The sequence below is a fragment of the Nocardioides sp. BE266 genome, assembly GCF_031457855.1.
GTDB lineage: Bacteria > Actinomycetota > Actinomycetes > Propionibacteriales > Nocardioidaceae > Nocardioides.
Genome location: NZ_JAURTI010000001.1, coordinates 874518 through 889800 on the forward strand (window position 1 = coordinate 874518; position 15283 = coordinate 889800).

The window sequence follows — 15283 nt, forward strand, 5'->3', positions numbered from 1 at the left end:
GCGCCGCACTGGATGCACCTGCCCGTAGATTTCTTCCATGGATCTGATCCCCACGCCTGATCAGGTGGTCTCGGCAGCGGGCAACGTCGCGCACACCCTGCTCTACGGCGGCCTGGCCGACCTGCGGCCGATGCCGCGCACGCTGATCGACGACGGGGAGCTGCGCGAGGTCTACCACTACCGCCCCGCCAAGGGCGTCGTGGAGACTGGCGACCCGGTCCTGCTGGTCACGCCGCTGGCCGCACCCGCGCTCTGCTTCGACCTGCGACGCGACTGCTCTCTCGTCGAGCACCTGGTGACGCAGGGGCGCCCGACCTACCTGCTGGAGTACGGGCAGGTGTCCTTCAAGAACCGCGCGCTCGGCGTGGAGCACTGGGTGGACGAGGTGCTGCCCGAGGCGATCAGGGCCGTGCACGAGCACTCCAGTGGCCGGGGCGTGCACCTCGTCGGGTGGAGCCTCGGCGGCATCTTCGCCCTCCTCGTGGCCGCCGACCGGACTGACCTCCCCATCGCCTCGCTCACCGTGCTCGGCTCCCCCGTCGACGTCACCAAGGTGCCGCTGGTGGCGCCGGTGCGGCCGCTGCTGAACCTGACCCAGGGCCGCGGCGCGATCACCCGTGCCTACCGCGCGCTCGGCGGCGTGCCGGTGCCGCTGGTCAACTGGGCCTTCACGGCCGCCTCGGCGCAGAAGGTCGTCACCAAGCCGCTGGCCGTGCTCACCCACCTCGACGACACCGACTTCCTCGCCCAGCTCGAGGCGGTCAGCCGCTTCATGTCGAGCATGACGGCCTACCCGGGCCGGACGTTCGGGCAGCTCTACCACCGCTTCGTGAAGGGCAACGCGCTCGCGAAGGGCCAGATGGAGGTGGGCGAGCGCACCATCGACCTGGCGGCGATCACCGTGCCGGTGCTCGTCTTCGCCGGCAACACCGACGGCATTGCCCCGCTCCCCGCCGTACGAGCCGTGGTGCCGCTGCTCTCGGGCTCCGAGCAGGTGCGCTTCGAGGTCGTCCCCGGCGGGCACCTCGGCATGCTCACCGGTCGCGCCGCCCGCGGCACGACGTGGCAGGTCATCGACGAGTGGGTGGCGCAGTGGTCGCGCGGCGAGGTGGCGATGAAGGCCGCTCCGGCCAAGAAGGCGCCCGCGAAGAAGGCCGCTGCCAAGAAGACGGCACCGGCCAAGAGGGCCGCTGCCAAGAAGGCGCCCGCGAAGAAGGCCGCTCCCGCCAAGAAGGCGGCAGCGAAGAAGGCGTCCGCCAAGAAGGCGGCACCTGCGAAGAAGGCGGCCCCCAGGAAGACCGCTGCGAAGAAGGCGACGGCCGAGACCATCGGCTCGAACCCGACCCGCCGCTACGGCTCTGCCGGCTCCCGCGCGCTGGGCGCCCGATGACGGCGACCACCTCCCGCGACGAGGCGTCGCGGCTGCCGCGAGGCGTGCGGATCGGCTACGGCAGCGGGTCGGTCGCGACCGGTGCGTTCGGCACGGTCCCGGGCCTGATGCTGCTGCCGTACCTCACCGACGAGCTCGGCATCGCCGCGCTGTGGGCGGGCGTGATCGTCTTCCTGCCGAAGGCCTGGGACGTGGTGCTCAACCCGGTCGCCGGGCGGGTCAGCGACCGGACGATCGACCCGGCGGGTCCGCGCCGGCCGTGGCTGATCCGGGCCGGGCTGATGCTGGCCGGCGCCTTCGCCCTGATCTTCGCGGCGCCCGACCTCGGGAGCGCGGCGCTCGAGGCGACGTGGGTGCTGGTGTTCTTCGTGCTCGCGGCGTCGGCGTACGCCTTCTTCCAGGTGCCCTACGTCGCGATGCCCGCCGAGATCACCACGTCGTACGACGAACGCACCCGGCTGATGACGTGGCGGGTCGCGATCCTGGCGTTCACGATCATGCTGGCCGGTGCGACCGCGCCCGTGATCCGCGACGCGGTCGGCGGGCGCGACGGCTACCGCGTGATGGGTGTCGTGATGGCGGTGCTCATCGTGGTCGGCGTGGTGAGCGCGTGGTGGGGCACCCGGAACGCCCCGATCGGTGCGGTCGGCGCGGGTGCGGGCTCGCTGCGCGAGCAGCTGCGGATCATCGGGCAGGCGCGCGACTTCCGGGTGCTGCTGACGACGTTCGTGCTCCAGGCGCTCGCGACGGGCTGCATGCTGGCGGGCGTCGCCTACGTCGCCGAGGACCTCTTCGACAGCACCGGTGCGGCCACGATCCTCTTCGTCTGCTTCGTCGGGCCGGCGCTCCTGCTCACGCCGCTGTGGGCGCGATGGGGCGAGCAGGTCGGCAAGAAGCAGGGCTACGTCGCCGCCTCTCTGGTGCTCGCCGCCGGCGCCGCGCTCGCGATGCTGTCGCGTGGCGGCAACGACGTGTGGACCTTCATCGCGACCGGGCTGGTCGGCGTCGGCTACGCCGGGTGCCAGGTCTTCCCCATGGCGATGCTGCCCGACGTGGCCGCGGTCGACGCCGCGCGGACCGGCGAGAACCGGGCCGGTGTCTACACCGGCGTCTGGACGGCCGGCGAGACCCTGGGCCTGGCCCTCGGGCCGGCGCTCTACGCGTTGATGCTGGCGCTCGGCGGCTACCTCTCGAGCGAGGGCCGCGACATCAGCCAGCCCGACTCCGCGTTGACCGCCATCGCGCTCGGCTTCTCGATCGTGCCCGCCCTGCTGACCCTCGCCAGCCTCTGGTGGCTGCGCCAGTACGCCCTCGACCCCGCCGACGTGGCGGCTGCGGAAGGAGCCGTCTCGTGAGCGACCCCCTCGAGCGACTGAAGTCGTTGCAGGGAGCCGACCTGCCGGTGCACGGCGGCCGCACGCTGGCCTACGTGTACGACTCCGGCGACGCCGAGGTCGATCGCGTCGGCGCCGAGGCGGTCGCGGCCTACGCCGCGTCCAACGCCCTCGACCCGACCGCGTTCCCGTCGCTGCTCCAGATGGAGAACGAGCTCGTCGGCTTCGCGTGCGACCTGCTCGACGCACCGCCGAGCGCCGTCGGCACGGTCACCTCGGGCGGGACGGAGTCGATCCTGCTCGCCGTGCAGGGGGCCCGTGACAGCCGGCCCGACGTCGCGCGGCCGCGAATGGTGCTGCCGGCGACCGCGCACGCGGCGTTCCACAAGGCGGCGCACTACTTCGGCGTCGATGCCGTCCTGGTCCCGGTCGGCCCGGACTTCCGCGCCGACGCCGCCGAGATGGCCGCGGCGATCGACGAGTCCACCGTGCTGGTCGTCGCCAGCGCACCGTCGTACGCCCACGGGGTGGTGGACCCGGTCGTCGAGATCGCCGCCGCAGCGGCCGCACGCGGCGTGCGCTGCCACGTCGACGCCTGCATCGGCGGCTGGGTGCTGCCGTACGCCGCCCGCCTGGGGCGTGCCGTGCCACCGTGGACCTTCGCCGTCGAGGGCGTCACGTCGATCTCGGTCGACACCCACAAGTACGCCTACGCCCCCAAGGGCACCTCGCTGCTGCTGCACCGCGACCCCGGGCTGCGCAAGCCGCAGTTCTTCGCCTCGGCGGCGTGGCCGGGCTACACGATGCTCAACGCCACGACCCAGTCGACGCGGTCGGGCGGCCCGATCGCCGGCACCTGGGCGGTCGTGCAGCAGATCGGCGACGAGGGCTACCTCGACCTGGCCGCGCAGGCCCTCGAGGCCGTCGACGCGATCGTGTCGTACGTCGACGCGGAGCCCGCCCTGCGGCTGCTCGTCGAGCCCGACTCCACCCTCGTCACCCTTGCCACCGACGACTCGCTCGACCCGTTCACGCTGACCGACGAGCTGGTCGCGCGCGGGTGGTACGTCCAGCCCCAGCTGTCCTTCGGCGACGACGGGCCGAGCATCCACCTCTCGGTCAGCGCCGGCACGAAGGCGCACGTCGACGAGTTCGGCGACGCCCTGCGCGATTCGGTGAAGGCCGCCCAGGAGGTCGGGCCGGTCGCCGTCGACGCCGAGGTGGTCGCCTTCATCGAGGCGCTCGACCCCGCCGCGCTGGGCGACGACGACTTCGACGGCCTGCTCGCCGCGTCCGGACTGGTGGGCGCGTCGGCCGACGGTGACCTCGAGCTGCCGACCCGGATGGCCGAGGTCAACGCGATGCTCGACGTGGCCTCCCCCGCGATGCGCGAGGCACTGCTCAAGGCGTTCCTCGACCGGCTGCAGAGGCCTGCACGATGAGCAGCCTCCACGGCCTCGTGGAGAAGGGCCTCGTGGCGCCGGACTGGGCCGAGGCGCTGGCGCCGGTCGACGACCGGATCGCGGCGATGGGTGAGTTCCTGCGGGCCGAGGTGGCCGCCGGGCGGGGCTACCAGCCCGAGGGCGACCGGGTCTTCCGGGCCTTCCAGCGCCCGCTCGCCGACGTACGCGTCCTCGTCGTCGGGCAGGACCCCTACCCCAACCCGTCGCACCCGATCGGGCTGAGCTTCGCCGTCGAGCGGCACGTGTGGCCGCTGCCGCCGAGCCTGGTGAACATCTACGTCGAGCTGCGCGACGACCTCGGGATCGTGCCGCCGAAGCACGGCGACCTGTCGGCGTGGGCCGACCAGGGCGTGATGCTGCTCAACAGGTCGCTGACCGTGCGGCCCGGCGACTCCAACAGCCATGCCGGCAAGGGCTGGGAGGCGATCACCGAGCGCGCCATCACGGCGCTCGCCGAGCGCGGCGGACCGGTCGTCGCGATCCTGTGGGGCCGCCACGCCCAGGCGCTCAAGCCGCTCCTCGGGCCGATCCCGTGGGTGGAGTCGGTGCACCCCTCGCCGCTCAGCGCGCGCCGCGGCTTCTTCGGGTCGAAGCCCTTCAGCCGCGTCAACCGACTGCTGGAGGAGCAGGGTGCCGAGCCGGTCGACTGGACGCTGCCGGCGTACGACGACGTACCTCCTCGGTAGTCCAGTGGCAGGTGGTCGTCGGGACGTGTCGTCCGCCACCACTTGCCACTGGACTACACCGGGAATATAGTTGAATCCCGTACTATTGAGGATGTCATGAACGCACGCATGCCTGCCCTGTACATCGGCCACGGTGCGCCGCCTCTGCTCGACGACCCGATCTGGTCGGGGCAGCTCGCCGCCTGGGCCAGGGACCTGCCGCGCCCGAAGGCGATCCTCATCGTGAGCGCGCACTGGGAGTCGGCGCCGGTCAGCCTGACCGCGAACTTCGCGCCGCTGGTCTACGACTTCGGCGGGTTCGCGCCGAAGTACTACCAGATGACCTACGAGACGCCGGACTCCTCCGCGCTGGCCCAGCGGGTCGCGGCGATGATGCCGACCACCGAGCCGGTGCACCAGCACACCTCTCGCGGCCTCGACCACGGCGCGTGGGTGCCGCTGAAGATCATGTTCCCCAAGGGCGACATCCCGGTCCTCCAGATGTCCCTGCCGACCGACGACCCGCACCGCCTGATGCAGCTCGGCGAGCGGCTGCGCCCACTGCGCGACGAGGGCGTGCTGATCATCGGCTCGGGCTTCCTCACCCACGGCCTGCCGTTCCTCAAGGACTGGAGCATCGACGCCGCGGCCCCCGGCTGGAGCAAGGACTTCGACCTGTGGGCGGCCGACGCGATGACCCGCGGCGACGTCGACCTGCTGTCCGACTACAAGGCCAAGGCGCCCGGCATGCCGTACGCCCACCCGACCGTCGAGCACTACACGCCGCTCTTCGTGACCCTCGGTGCTGCGACGACGGCCGACGAGCCGGGCATCCAGGTCATCGACGGCTACTGGATGGGGCTGTCCAAGCGGTCGCTGCAGGTCGCTTGACGGGTCGCCGACGAAGGAGGCGGCTCGAAGTCGAGCGAGGTCGAGTGCGCCCCCGACCGAGGTACGAGGTCGTGACGGCGTGTATCGAGATCCGGATAGGTTGAGAGGATGCGCGTCCTCTCGATCCAGTCCCACGTCGCCTACGGCCACGTCGGCAACTCCGCAGCCGTCTTCCCGCTCCAGCGCCTCGGCCACGAGGTGTGGCCCGTGCTCACGGTGAACTTCTCCAACCACACCGGGTACGGCGCCTGGCGCGGGCCGCTGATCCCGGCGGACGACGTCCGTGAGGTCGTCACCGGGATCGGCGAGCGCGGAGCCTTCGAGACCTGCGACGCGGTGCTCTCGGGCTACCAGGGGTCGCCGGAGATCGCGGACGTCATCGTCGACGCGGTCGCGCAGGTGAAGGCGGCCAACCCGGCGGCGACGTACACCTGCGACCCGGTGATGGGCAACGCGACCTCGGGGTGCTTCGTGAACCCCGCGATCCCGCCGAAGTACCGCTCGACGGTCATCCCCGTCGCCGACGTGCTGACGCCCAACCAGTTCGAGCTCGGCTTCATCACCGACAACGACGCGCTCAGCGGCGCGTCCGCGCTGGCGGACATCCTGGCCGCCGCCGAGGAGGTGCGCGCCCTCGGGCCGGCGACCGTGCTGGTCACCTCCGTGATTCGCGAGGGAGCGCCCGAGGACGTCATCGAGATGCTGGCGGTCACCGGCGACGGCGCCTGGCTGGTGACCACGCCCCGCCTGCCGATGAAGGCCAACGGTTCGGGTGACATCACCGCCGCGCTCTTCACCGCGCACCTCAAGGACACCGGGTCGGCCGCGGACGCCCTCGCCCGGACGGCGTCCTCGGTCTTCGCGGTGCTCAAGGAGACCCTCGACTCCGGCGAGCGCGAGCTGCGCCTGGTCGCCGCCCAGGGCGCCATCGCCGCGCCGGCGTGCGAGTTCGAGGTCGAGCAGGTGCGTTGAGCCGGTGACAGGAATCGAACCCGCGACATCATTATTACAAGTAATGCGCTCTACCAACTGAGCTACACCGGCGGTGCGCCCACAGGCGCGGCGGCAATCCTAGTCAGCGGGTCCGGGCTGCGAGGATGGGGCCCGTGAGCCTCCTCCACCTCCCTCACCACGACGGCTCGCCTCTCTACGTCGGGGACGAGGCGCCGACGCTGGGCGACACCGTGACCGTCCGGGTGCGCACGCGAGCCGACGACCCGGTGGACGCGGTCTGGCTGCGGACGACGTACGACGCCGAGCCGGTCTTCCACCCGATGACCGCGACGACCGAGGGCGACACGGTCTGGTGGGAGGGCGCGCTGCCGGTGCACAACCCGGTGACGCACTACCGCTTCCTCGTCGTCCGTGGTGACGACCAGGACTGGCTGACCGGCGCCGGCATCGTGGGCCACGACCTGCCCGATGCCGCGGACTTCCGGCTGGCCGCCTACCCCGCCGCCCCCGACTGGGGCCGCGACGGCGTCGTCTACCAGGTCTTCCCCGACCGCTTCGCACGCTCCGCAGCGGCCGACGGCCGACCCAGCCCCGACTGGGCGCTGCCCGCGGAGTGGGACGAGGAGGTCGCGTTCGAGCCGGACGACCCGCGCACCCCGATGCAGCTCTTCGGCGGCGACCTCGACGGCCTCACCGAGCACCTCGACCACGTCGCCGAGGTCGGCGCCGACATCGTCTACACGACGCCCGTCTTCCCCGGCGAGAGCAACCACCGCTACAACGCCACCACCTTCACCGAGGTCGACCCGCTGCTCGGCGGCGACGAGGCGTACGACCGGCTCAGCACCGCGGTGCACGAGCGCGGCTGGCGGATCCTCGGCGACCTCACCACCAACCACACCGGCGACACCCACGAGTGGTTCCTCGCCGCGGCCGACGACCCTCTGGACCCGCGGCGGACCTACTACTACTTCGGCGACGACGGCACCTACGCGTGCTGGATGGGCCACGGCACCCTGCCGAAGATCAACCACGCCGACCCCGACCTGCGCGCCGCGATGGTCGAGGGACCCGACTCCGTGGTAGGTCGCTGGCTCCGGCCGCCGTACGACGTCGACGGCTGGCGCATCGACGTGGCCAACATGACCGGCCGGCTCGGGCCGATCGACGTGGCCCACGACGTGGCCCGCGCCGCCCGCGCCACCGCCGCGGAGCTGCGCGAGGACCCGTGGGTCATCGGCGAGCACAACCACGACGCGACCGGCGACGTCGACGGCGACGGTTGGCACGGCACGATGAACTACTCCGGCTTCTCCTGGCCGGTCTGGTCGTGGCTGCGCGACCCGTCCTCACCGGCCCGCGCCTTCGGCCGCCCGGTGCCGGTCCCCCGACGCGACGGCACCGCCGTGGTCGACACCTTCCGCGCCTGGCAGGGCACCCTCGGCTGGCGCGCCACCGCCAACAGCTGGAACATCCTCGGCTCCCACGACTCCGCCCGCATCCGCACCGTCGTCGGCGGCGAGGCGGCCGTGCACCGGGTTGCGGCCGGCCTGCAGTTCACCATGCCCGGCGTGCCGATGGTCTTCGCCGGCGACGAGCTCGGGCTGGAGGGAGTCAACGGCGAGGACGCGCGCCGCACCATGCCGTGGGCCTCGCGCGACTCGTGGGACCGCGCCACCCTGACGACGTACGCCGACCTGGCGAGGCTGCGACGGGCCCGTCCCGCCCTCCGGCGCGGAGGCCTGCGCTGGGCACACGTCGACACCGACACGATCGCCTACCTGCGCGAGCACGAGGCGGGCTCGCTGCTGGTCGTGGCACGGAGGGCTGCCGGCCCGGCCTTCGACCTGCCCGTCGGCGCGGCGGAGTACCTGTTCGGCTCCGAGCCCGGCGGAGCGGACCTCGCGCCCGGCCCCGACGGCGTACGGGTGCCGGGGGCGGACGGTCCGCGGCTCGACGTCTGGGCCCTCGCCACGGAGTAGCGTTCAGCCATGGCCATGCGGATCGTCGCCAGCCGGCCCGACCCGGCGATCCTCAGCCTGCCGTGGGACACCCCGCTCGAGGAGTGGCCCGACGACGTCGTCGTACCCCTGCCGCGCGGCCTGTCGCGCCACATCGTGCGCATCGTGCGGCTGCGCGACCGGGTCTACGCCGTCAAGGAGACGCAGGACGACATCGCGTTCCGCGAGTACCGGATGCTGCGCGACCTCCAGCGGATGGGCATGCCCGCGGTCCTCCCCCAGGGAGTGGTCACCGGGCGCGAGGACCCGAACGGCGACGAGCTCCCTGCCGCGCTGATCACCCAGCACCTGCAGTTCTCGCTCCCCTACCGCAGCCTCTTCAGCCGCGGCGCGACCGTGGCCGACGTGCCGGTGCTCATCGACGCCATCGTGGTGCTCCTCGTGCGCCTGCACCTGGCCGGCTTCTACTGGGGCGACGTCTCGCTCTCCAACGTGCTGTTCCGGCGCAACGCCGGCGAGTTCGCCGCCTACCTGGTCGACGCCGAGACCGGTGAGCTGCACGAGGCGGTGAGCGACCGGATGCGGGACTACGACATCTCGGTCGGCTGCGAGAACATCTTCGCCGAGCTGATGGACCTCAGCGCGAGCGGCGCCGTGCAGCAGCCCATCGACGGCTTCGAGATCGTCGAGCACCTCCGCTCGCGATACGAGGCGCTCTGGGGCGAGCTCACCGACCTCGAGGAGTTCCGCGTCGACGAGATGTGGCGCATCGAGCAGCGCGTCGAGCGGCTCAACGACCTCGGCTTCGACGTCGACGAGCTCGACATCGTCACCGACCTCGGCGGCGACACGATCCGCATCCAGCCGAAGGTGGTCGACCTCGGCCACCACACGCGTGAGGTCCAGGCGCTCACCGGCATGAACGTCGAGGACAACCAGGCCCGGCGGCTGCTCAACGACCTGGCCTCCTTCACCGCGGCCCTCGACCTGGGCCGCGAGGACAAGCACCTCGTCGCCAGCCGGTGGATGACCCAGATCTTCGAGCCGATCATGGCCATGATCCCGCCCGACGCGACCGGCAAGCTCGAGCCCGCCGAGATCTTCCACGAGATCCTCGAGCACCGCTGGTACCTCTCGGAGAAGGCGGGCCGGCAGGTCGACCTCCACGAGACCGCGCGCGACTACATCGACACGTTCCTCACCGCGCGACCTGACGAGGCGATCACGGGGCAGGAGTGAGCGCCTCCGCGGCGCTGGGCTGGACCGGCTCCCAGTCGCCGACCCGCCAGGTCCCGTCGGTGCGCAGGCGCACCCACTGCAGTCCGACCGGGCGTCCTTCGGCGTAGGTGACGAGACTGACGTCGGCGTTGCGGCGCGGCTTGCTGCCGCGCGCGATTGCGTACGCCGCCCCGCCGGTCGTGCCGTTGGTCCACGTGTAGCCGATGCTGCCGTCCTCGCCCTCGACCGCCTCGGGGCCTGCCTGGACGTGGGTGTGGCCGCCGACGACGAGGTCCACGCACCCGCGGGCGAGCGCCTCGCGGCCGAGGTTGGCGTCGTGGACCAGCACGGTGCTGACCCGCTCCCCGTCCTCCATCGCCGCACAGGCGGTGTCGGCCAGGCGCTCGCCCACCTCGGCGAAGCTGAGACCGGTCTCGTCGCGCCAGCTGCCGAGACCGCTGCTGCGTGGGTCGTCGACGCCGAGCAAGGTGCCTCCCCAGGGCGCCTCGACCGGCTCGCTGTCGAGCATGGTCCAGCCGAGGTCCGCCAGGTAGCCGCTGACGAAGGTGCCGTGGTCGTGGTTGCCGGCGACGGCGAAGCGGTCCCAGTCGTCAAAGGCGCCGGCCAGCGAGTCGAGGCTGAACGCCTCCCACGGCTGCCCTGTGGAGGTGTCGTCCCCTGCGTCGAGGACCACGCTGGCGCCCGCGGCCTCGCCGATGGCCCGCGCAACGCGGTCCATGCCGATGTTGTCGTGGCGGTCGCTCACCAGGAGCGCCACTGTCTCCCCCTCCTCCGGCTCCCGGAGGTCGAGGTCAGCCGCCTCTGCTGCTGCGTCGGAGTAGAAGTCCTTGCTCGTGCTGTAGGTCCCGAGCGCGCTGAGTACCAGCCGCCTGCTCTGGGTGGTCAGGACGCTCGTGCGGATCTCGATGTCGCGGACCTCGCGGGGGAGCACGGCCTCCGGACCGACGAACTCCTCGAGCGTCTCCCACGAACCCTGAGCCTGCTGCGTTTCCTCCGCCGACTCCCACGGCTGCCAGACCAGCACGGGCAGCACCAGGATCAGGCCCAGTGCGAGCAGGCCCTGACGTGTGCCGAGGCCGCGGAAGAGCTCTCCGCGGCGGTGGCGCCCGAGCAGTAGGTACACCGCCACCGGCAGCAGCCCGATCCCCAGGCCCCGGATGGCCGCCGCCAGGGCCATGTCGACGACCACGGCCTTCACCTTGTCGATCTGCGACGTGGGGTCGCCGGCGATGTAGGCGTACCGATCGACCAGCTCCTCGATCGAGCCGACCTCGGTCTTGCCGAGCGTCAACGTGGCACCCACCGGCCCCACGTCACGGATCCGGAGGTCGGGGAGGAGCGGCCCCGTCTGGATCACCGCGTCACGGGCCAGGGTGGGACGCACCACGGTGTCGTGCCCCAGCAGCACCACCGTGCGGCTGCTGGTGAGGAAGAGCGAGACCGCGACGCCGATCCCGAGCAGGACGCTCAGGCAGACGACCGCGATGCCCGCGACCACTCGGCGTCGTCGGCCCATCAGGTCAGGCGCGCCTGCGAGATCGAGTAGAGGGCCACCGAGGCGGCCACGCCGGCGTTGAGCGACTCGAGCTGGCCGGCCATCGGGATCGACACGATCTGGTCGCAGGTCTCGGTGACCAGGCGACCCAGGCCCTTGCCCTCCGAGCCGACCACGACCACGAGCGGTCCCTCGGCGAGCCCGCCCTCGGCGACCAGCTCGGGCAGCGAGATGTCACCGTCGGCGGCCAGGCCGACGACCATGCAGCCGGCGTCCTGGTAGGCCTTGAGCTGGCGGGTGAGGTTCACGGTCTGCGCGACCGGGAGGCGCGCGGCCGCGCCGGCGCTGGTCTTCCAGGCCGAGGCGGTCATGCCTGCCGCGCGGCGCTCGGGGATCAGCACGCCGTGGGCGCCGAAGCCGGCGGCCGAGCGGATGACGGCGCCGAGGTTGCGCGGGTCGGTGACCTGGTCGAGCGCGACGATGAGCGCCGGCTCCTTGTTGTCGGCCGCGCGGTCGAGCAGGTCGTCGGCGTGGGCGTACTCGTAGGCCGGCAGCCGGGCCGCGAGACCCTGGTGCACGGCGCCGCCGGTCATCCGGTCCATCTCGTTGCGGGTGACCTCGAGCATCGTCAGGCCCTGCTCGGCGGCGAGCTTGAACGCCTCGCGCATCCGTCCGTCGCGCTCGGTGCCCTCGGCGACGTAGATCGCCGCGACCGGCACGCCGCCCTGGAGCAGCTCGACGACCGAGTTGCGGCCCGCGGCCCACTCGGCGTCGGAGGTCGTACGACGCTTGGGCCGGGTGGTCCGCTCCTTCTCCGCACGCTTGGCCGCCTTGTGGGCCTGGTGGTAGGGCCGGTCCTTCGCCTTGGGCGTCGGGCCCTTCCCCTCGAGGCCGCGCCGGACCCGTCCACCCGAGCCGGCGGTGGGATTGCCCTTGCCGGTCTTCTTGATCGCGCCCTTGCGCTTGCTGTTGCCAGCCATGTCTCTCACACGCTCCACTTCGGTCCGGACGGGGTGTCCTCGACCTCGATACCGGCTGCCTTGATCTGGTCGCGGATCGCGTCGGCACGCGCCCAGTCCTTGGCATCGCGGGCAGCCGTCCGCTCCGCCAGGAGGCCCTTCACGAGGGCGTCGACCACGTCGGTCAGCTTGTCGTCGGCACCGCCGGTCGCCCACGCCTCGTCGGCCGGGTTGAGGCCGAGCACGTCGAGCATCGCGATGACCTCGCCGAACTTCTGGCTCAGCGCGTCGGACGGGCCCTCGGCCAGAAGCCGGTTGCCCTCGCGCACCGAGTCGTGGATCACCGCGACCGCGGCGGGCGTGCCGAGGTCGTCCTCCATCGCGGCCACGAAGGAGTCGGGCATCGCGGCGAACCACGAGCCGACGACCGGAGCGGCGCGGTCGAGGAAGTCCTCGATGCGGCGGAACGCCTTCGCCGACTCGTCGAGGGCCTCGAAGGAGAACTCGACGTGCGAACGGTAGTGCGCCGCGACCATGTAGTAGCGCAGCTCGATGCCGCGGACCCGCTCGAGCACCGAGGGGATGAGCAGCGAGTTGCCCAGCGACTTGCTCATCTTCTCGCCGGCGGTGGTGATCCAGGCGTTGTGCAGCCAGTACGACGCGAACGGCCGGCCGGCCGCCCGGGACTGGGCCTGCTCGTTCTCGTGGTGCGGGAAGCGCAGGTCGACGCCGCCGCCGTGGATGTCGAAGGCCGGCCCGAGGTACTTGCCCGCCATCGCGGAGCACTCGATGTGCCAGCCCGGGCGCCCGAGGCCCCACGGCGAGGGCCAGGCCGCGGTCTGCGGCTCGGTCTCCTTCTTCCAGCCCTTCCAGAGGGCGAAGTCACGGGGGTCGCGCTTGCCGCGCGGGTCGGCGTCGCCGGCCGGCTCCATGTCCTCGACGCGCTGGCGCGTCAGCTCGCCGTAGGACGACCAGCTCCGGACGTCGAAGTACACATCACCGCTGCCGTCCTCGGCGGCGTACGCGTGGCCTCGGGCGATGAGCTGCTCGATCAGCTCGACGATCTCCGGCACGTGACCGGTCGCGCCCGGCTCGTAGGTCGGCGGCAGCACGTTGATCGAGGCCAGGGCCTTGTCGAGCTCGCGCTTCATCGCCGACGCGAGGGCGTACCAGTGCACGCCCTGCTCCTCGGACTTGGCGAGGATCTTGTCGTCGATGTCGGTGACGTTGCGGATGAAGTCGACGTCGAAGCCGGTGGCGGTGAGCCAGCGGCGGAGCACGTCGAAGTTCACCGCGGACCGCACGTGTCCGACGTGCGGCTCCGACTGCACGGTGAGGCCACACACGTAGATGCCCGCCCTGCCCGGAACCAGGGGGACGAAGTCGCGGGCCTCGCGCGTCGCGGTGTCGTGGAGCCTCAGAGTCACCCGGCAGATTCTAGGGGCGGGTCGGGCACAACGCAGAAGTCCCGAGCCACCTGCAGGTGGCTCGGGACCTCTGGTCGGTCAGCGGCTGCGGGTCACTTCACCCGGAGGTTGGTGGTGTCCTCGCCGCGGAGGGTGTGCTCGTCACCGAGGTAGGTGACGGTGACCTCGTACTTGCCGGGGCGCGTCACCTTGATCCGAGCGACAGCGTCGCCGCCCTTCAGGTCCTCGACGACGGTGATCGCCTTCCCCACGCCGCGGAGCACGATCCGGACCTCGCCGGTCGCCCTGTAGCCGGGAGCCGTGACGGCGACCTTGATCTTGGCCTTGTCGCCAGCCTTGATCTTGTCGGGCTTCTCCACCTGCACCTTCGGCTTCGCCTTGGTCACGGTGACGGTCACCGTGCCCTGCGAGGCCGCGTGGGTGCTCGAGCCGAGGTACTTCACGACCATGGTGTGCGTGCCGACCGCCAGCGACTTCGCCGCGAGCGGGAAGCTCGCCGCGCCACCCGAGAGGCTGGCCGTGCCGAGCTTCGTCGCGCCCTCGTAGAGCTCCACCGTGCCGGTCGCCGCGGACGGGGCGACGGAGACCGCAACCGAGCCGGCCTTGGCCCACTGGATGGTGGTGTCCGTGCCGGTGACGGTGGTCGGGGTCGGCTGCGGCGTCGGCTTGGCCGTGACGGTCACGGTGACCGTCCGGGTGGCCGCGCTGACGTCGCCGGACCCGGAGTAGCGCACCTCGATGGACTTGGTGCCCGTCGTGGCGAACGGACCGACGACCAGGTCGGCCTCACCGTTGGACAGCGTGGCGGTGGCGAGCTGCGTGCCACCGAGCCAGGCGCTGACCGTGCCGGTCGGGGTGGTGCCCGTTGCGGTCACCGCTACGGCGATGGTGCTCGTGCCGCTGTCCTGGACCACCGACGCGGGCGTCGGCGTGGCCGTGACGGTCGCGGCCGCCTTGACCACCGTGACGTCCACCGTCGACTCGCTGGCCGAGTAGTGGGTGTCACCGAGGTACTTCAGCGTCAGCTCGTGCTCGCCCACCGCCAGCGCGTTGGCCGGGATCGTGATCGTCCCGGCCCCCGCGGTGACGGCGTTCTGGCTCAGCTTGGTCGTGCCGTCGTACAGCTCGACCATCCCGGTCGCGGCGGACGGGGTCACCGTCACCGACACCGAGCCCGCCTGGCCCCACGTGACGTCGGCCGCCGTGCCCGACACCGTCGAGGACGCCTTGACCACCGTCACGCTGACCGAGCCCAGGCTCGCCGCGTAATGGCTGTCGCCGAGGTACTTCACCGTCAGCGAGTGGCTGCCCGGCTCGAGCGCCCGGGCAGCGATCGCCACCGACGTCGCGCCCGAGGAGAGCGTGCCCTCGCCGAGCTTGGTCGCACCGTCGTACAGCTCCACCGTGCCCGTCGCGGCGGACGGGGTCACCGTCACCGACACCGAGCCCGCCTGGCCCCACGTGACGTCGGCCGCCGTGCCCGACACCGTCGAGGACGCCTTGAC

At 71.9% G+C, this 15283-nt stretch carries 12 protein-coding genes and 1 tRNA gene; 8 read left to right on the forward strand and 5 right to left on the reverse strand.

Going from position 1 to position 15283, the window contains the following annotated elements; all coding sequences use genetic code 11:
• The first annotated feature begins 37 nt into the window (after positions 1-37).
• The 6 genes from J2X46_RS04230 (at position 38) to pdxY (ending at position 6715) form a co-directional block, all read left to right on the forward strand.
• Positions 38-1390, forward strand: a complete 1353-nt coding sequence (locus J2X46_RS04230) for an alpha/beta fold hydrolase (protein WP_310247276.1) — start codon at positions 38-40, stop codon at positions 1388-1390.
• A complete protein-coding gene (locus tag J2X46_RS04235; protein ID WP_310247277.1) occupies positions 1387-2745 on the forward strand; it encodes an MFS transporter in 1359 nt (452 codons plus the stop codon). Before J2X46_RS04230 ends, J2X46_RS04235 begins: the two co-directional genes overlap by 4 nt.
• On the forward strand, positions 2742-4166 hold the full coding sequence (locus tag J2X46_RS04240; RefSeq protein ID WP_310247279.1) for an aminotransferase class V-fold PLP-dependent enzyme: 1425 nt from the start codon (positions 2742-2744) through the stop codon (positions 4164-4166). The genes J2X46_RS04235 and J2X46_RS04240 overlap by 4 nt, the downstream gene beginning before the upstream one ends.
• Positions 4163-4873: a uracil-DNA glycosylase gene (locus J2X46_RS04245; protein ID WP_310247281.1), complete on the forward strand. Its 711-nt coding sequence runs from the start codon at positions 4163-4165 to the stop codon at positions 4871-4873. Before J2X46_RS04240 ends, J2X46_RS04245 begins: the two co-directional genes overlap by 4 nt.
• Positions 4874-4981: 108 nt before the next feature.
• Positions 4982-5743, forward strand: a complete 762-nt coding sequence (locus J2X46_RS04250) for a class III extradiol ring-cleavage dioxygenase (RefSeq protein ID WP_310247283.1) — start codon at positions 4982-4984, stop codon at positions 5741-5743.
• 108 nt (positions 5744-5851) lie between these two features.
• On the forward strand, positions 5852-6715 hold the full coding sequence (pdxY, locus tag J2X46_RS04255) for a pyridoxal kinase PdxY (RefSeq protein WP_310247284.1): 864 nt from the start codon (positions 5852-5854) through the stop codon (positions 6713-6715).
• Here the strand turns inward: pdxY and J2X46_RS04260 are convergent.
• Positions 6715-6787, reverse strand: a tRNA-Thr gene (locus J2X46_RS04260). The genes pdxY and J2X46_RS04260 overlap by 1 nt on opposite strands.
• Positions 6788-6849: 62 nt before the next feature.
• Here J2X46_RS04260 and J2X46_RS04265 point away from each other — a divergent pair.
• Complete coding sequence (locus J2X46_RS04265) at positions 6850-8679, forward strand: alpha-amylase family glycosyl hydrolase (protein ID WP_310247286.1); 1830 nt, start codon at positions 6850-6852, stop codon at positions 8677-8679.
• 9 nt (positions 8680-8688) lie between these two features.
• A complete protein-coding gene (locus J2X46_RS04270) occupies positions 8689-9897 on the forward strand; it encodes a DUF4032 domain-containing protein (RefSeq protein WP_310247290.1) in 1209 nt (402 codons plus the stop codon).
• Here J2X46_RS04270 and J2X46_RS04275 read toward each other — a convergent pair.
• From J2X46_RS04275 to J2X46_RS04290, 4 genes are all read right to left on the reverse strand, one after another.
• On the reverse strand, positions 9881-11413 hold the full coding sequence (locus J2X46_RS04275; protein WP_310247293.1) for a metallophosphoesterase: 1533 nt from the start codon (positions 11411-11413) through the stop codon (positions 9881-9883). The two genes, J2X46_RS04270 and J2X46_RS04275, sit on opposite strands and share 17 nt — an antisense overlap.
• Entirely contained in the window at positions 11413-12372 is a 960-nt protein-coding gene (rlmB, locus tag J2X46_RS04280) for a 23S rRNA (guanosine(2251)-2'-O)-methyltransferase RlmB (RefSeq protein WP_310247296.1), read from the reverse strand. Before rlmB ends, J2X46_RS04275 begins: the two co-directional genes overlap by 1 nt.
• A gap of 5 nt (positions 12373-12377) precedes the next feature.
• Complete coding sequence (gene cysS / locus J2X46_RS04285; protein ID WP_310247299.1) at positions 12378-13778, reverse strand: cysteine--tRNA ligase; 1401 nt, start codon at positions 13776-13778, stop codon at positions 12378-12380.
• Positions 13779-13870: 92 nt separating this feature from the next.
• A partial coding sequence (locus tag J2X46_RS04290) for an Ig-like domain-containing protein (RefSeq protein ID WP_310247301.1) occupies positions 13871-15283 on the reverse strand: 1413 nt, incomplete at its 5' end.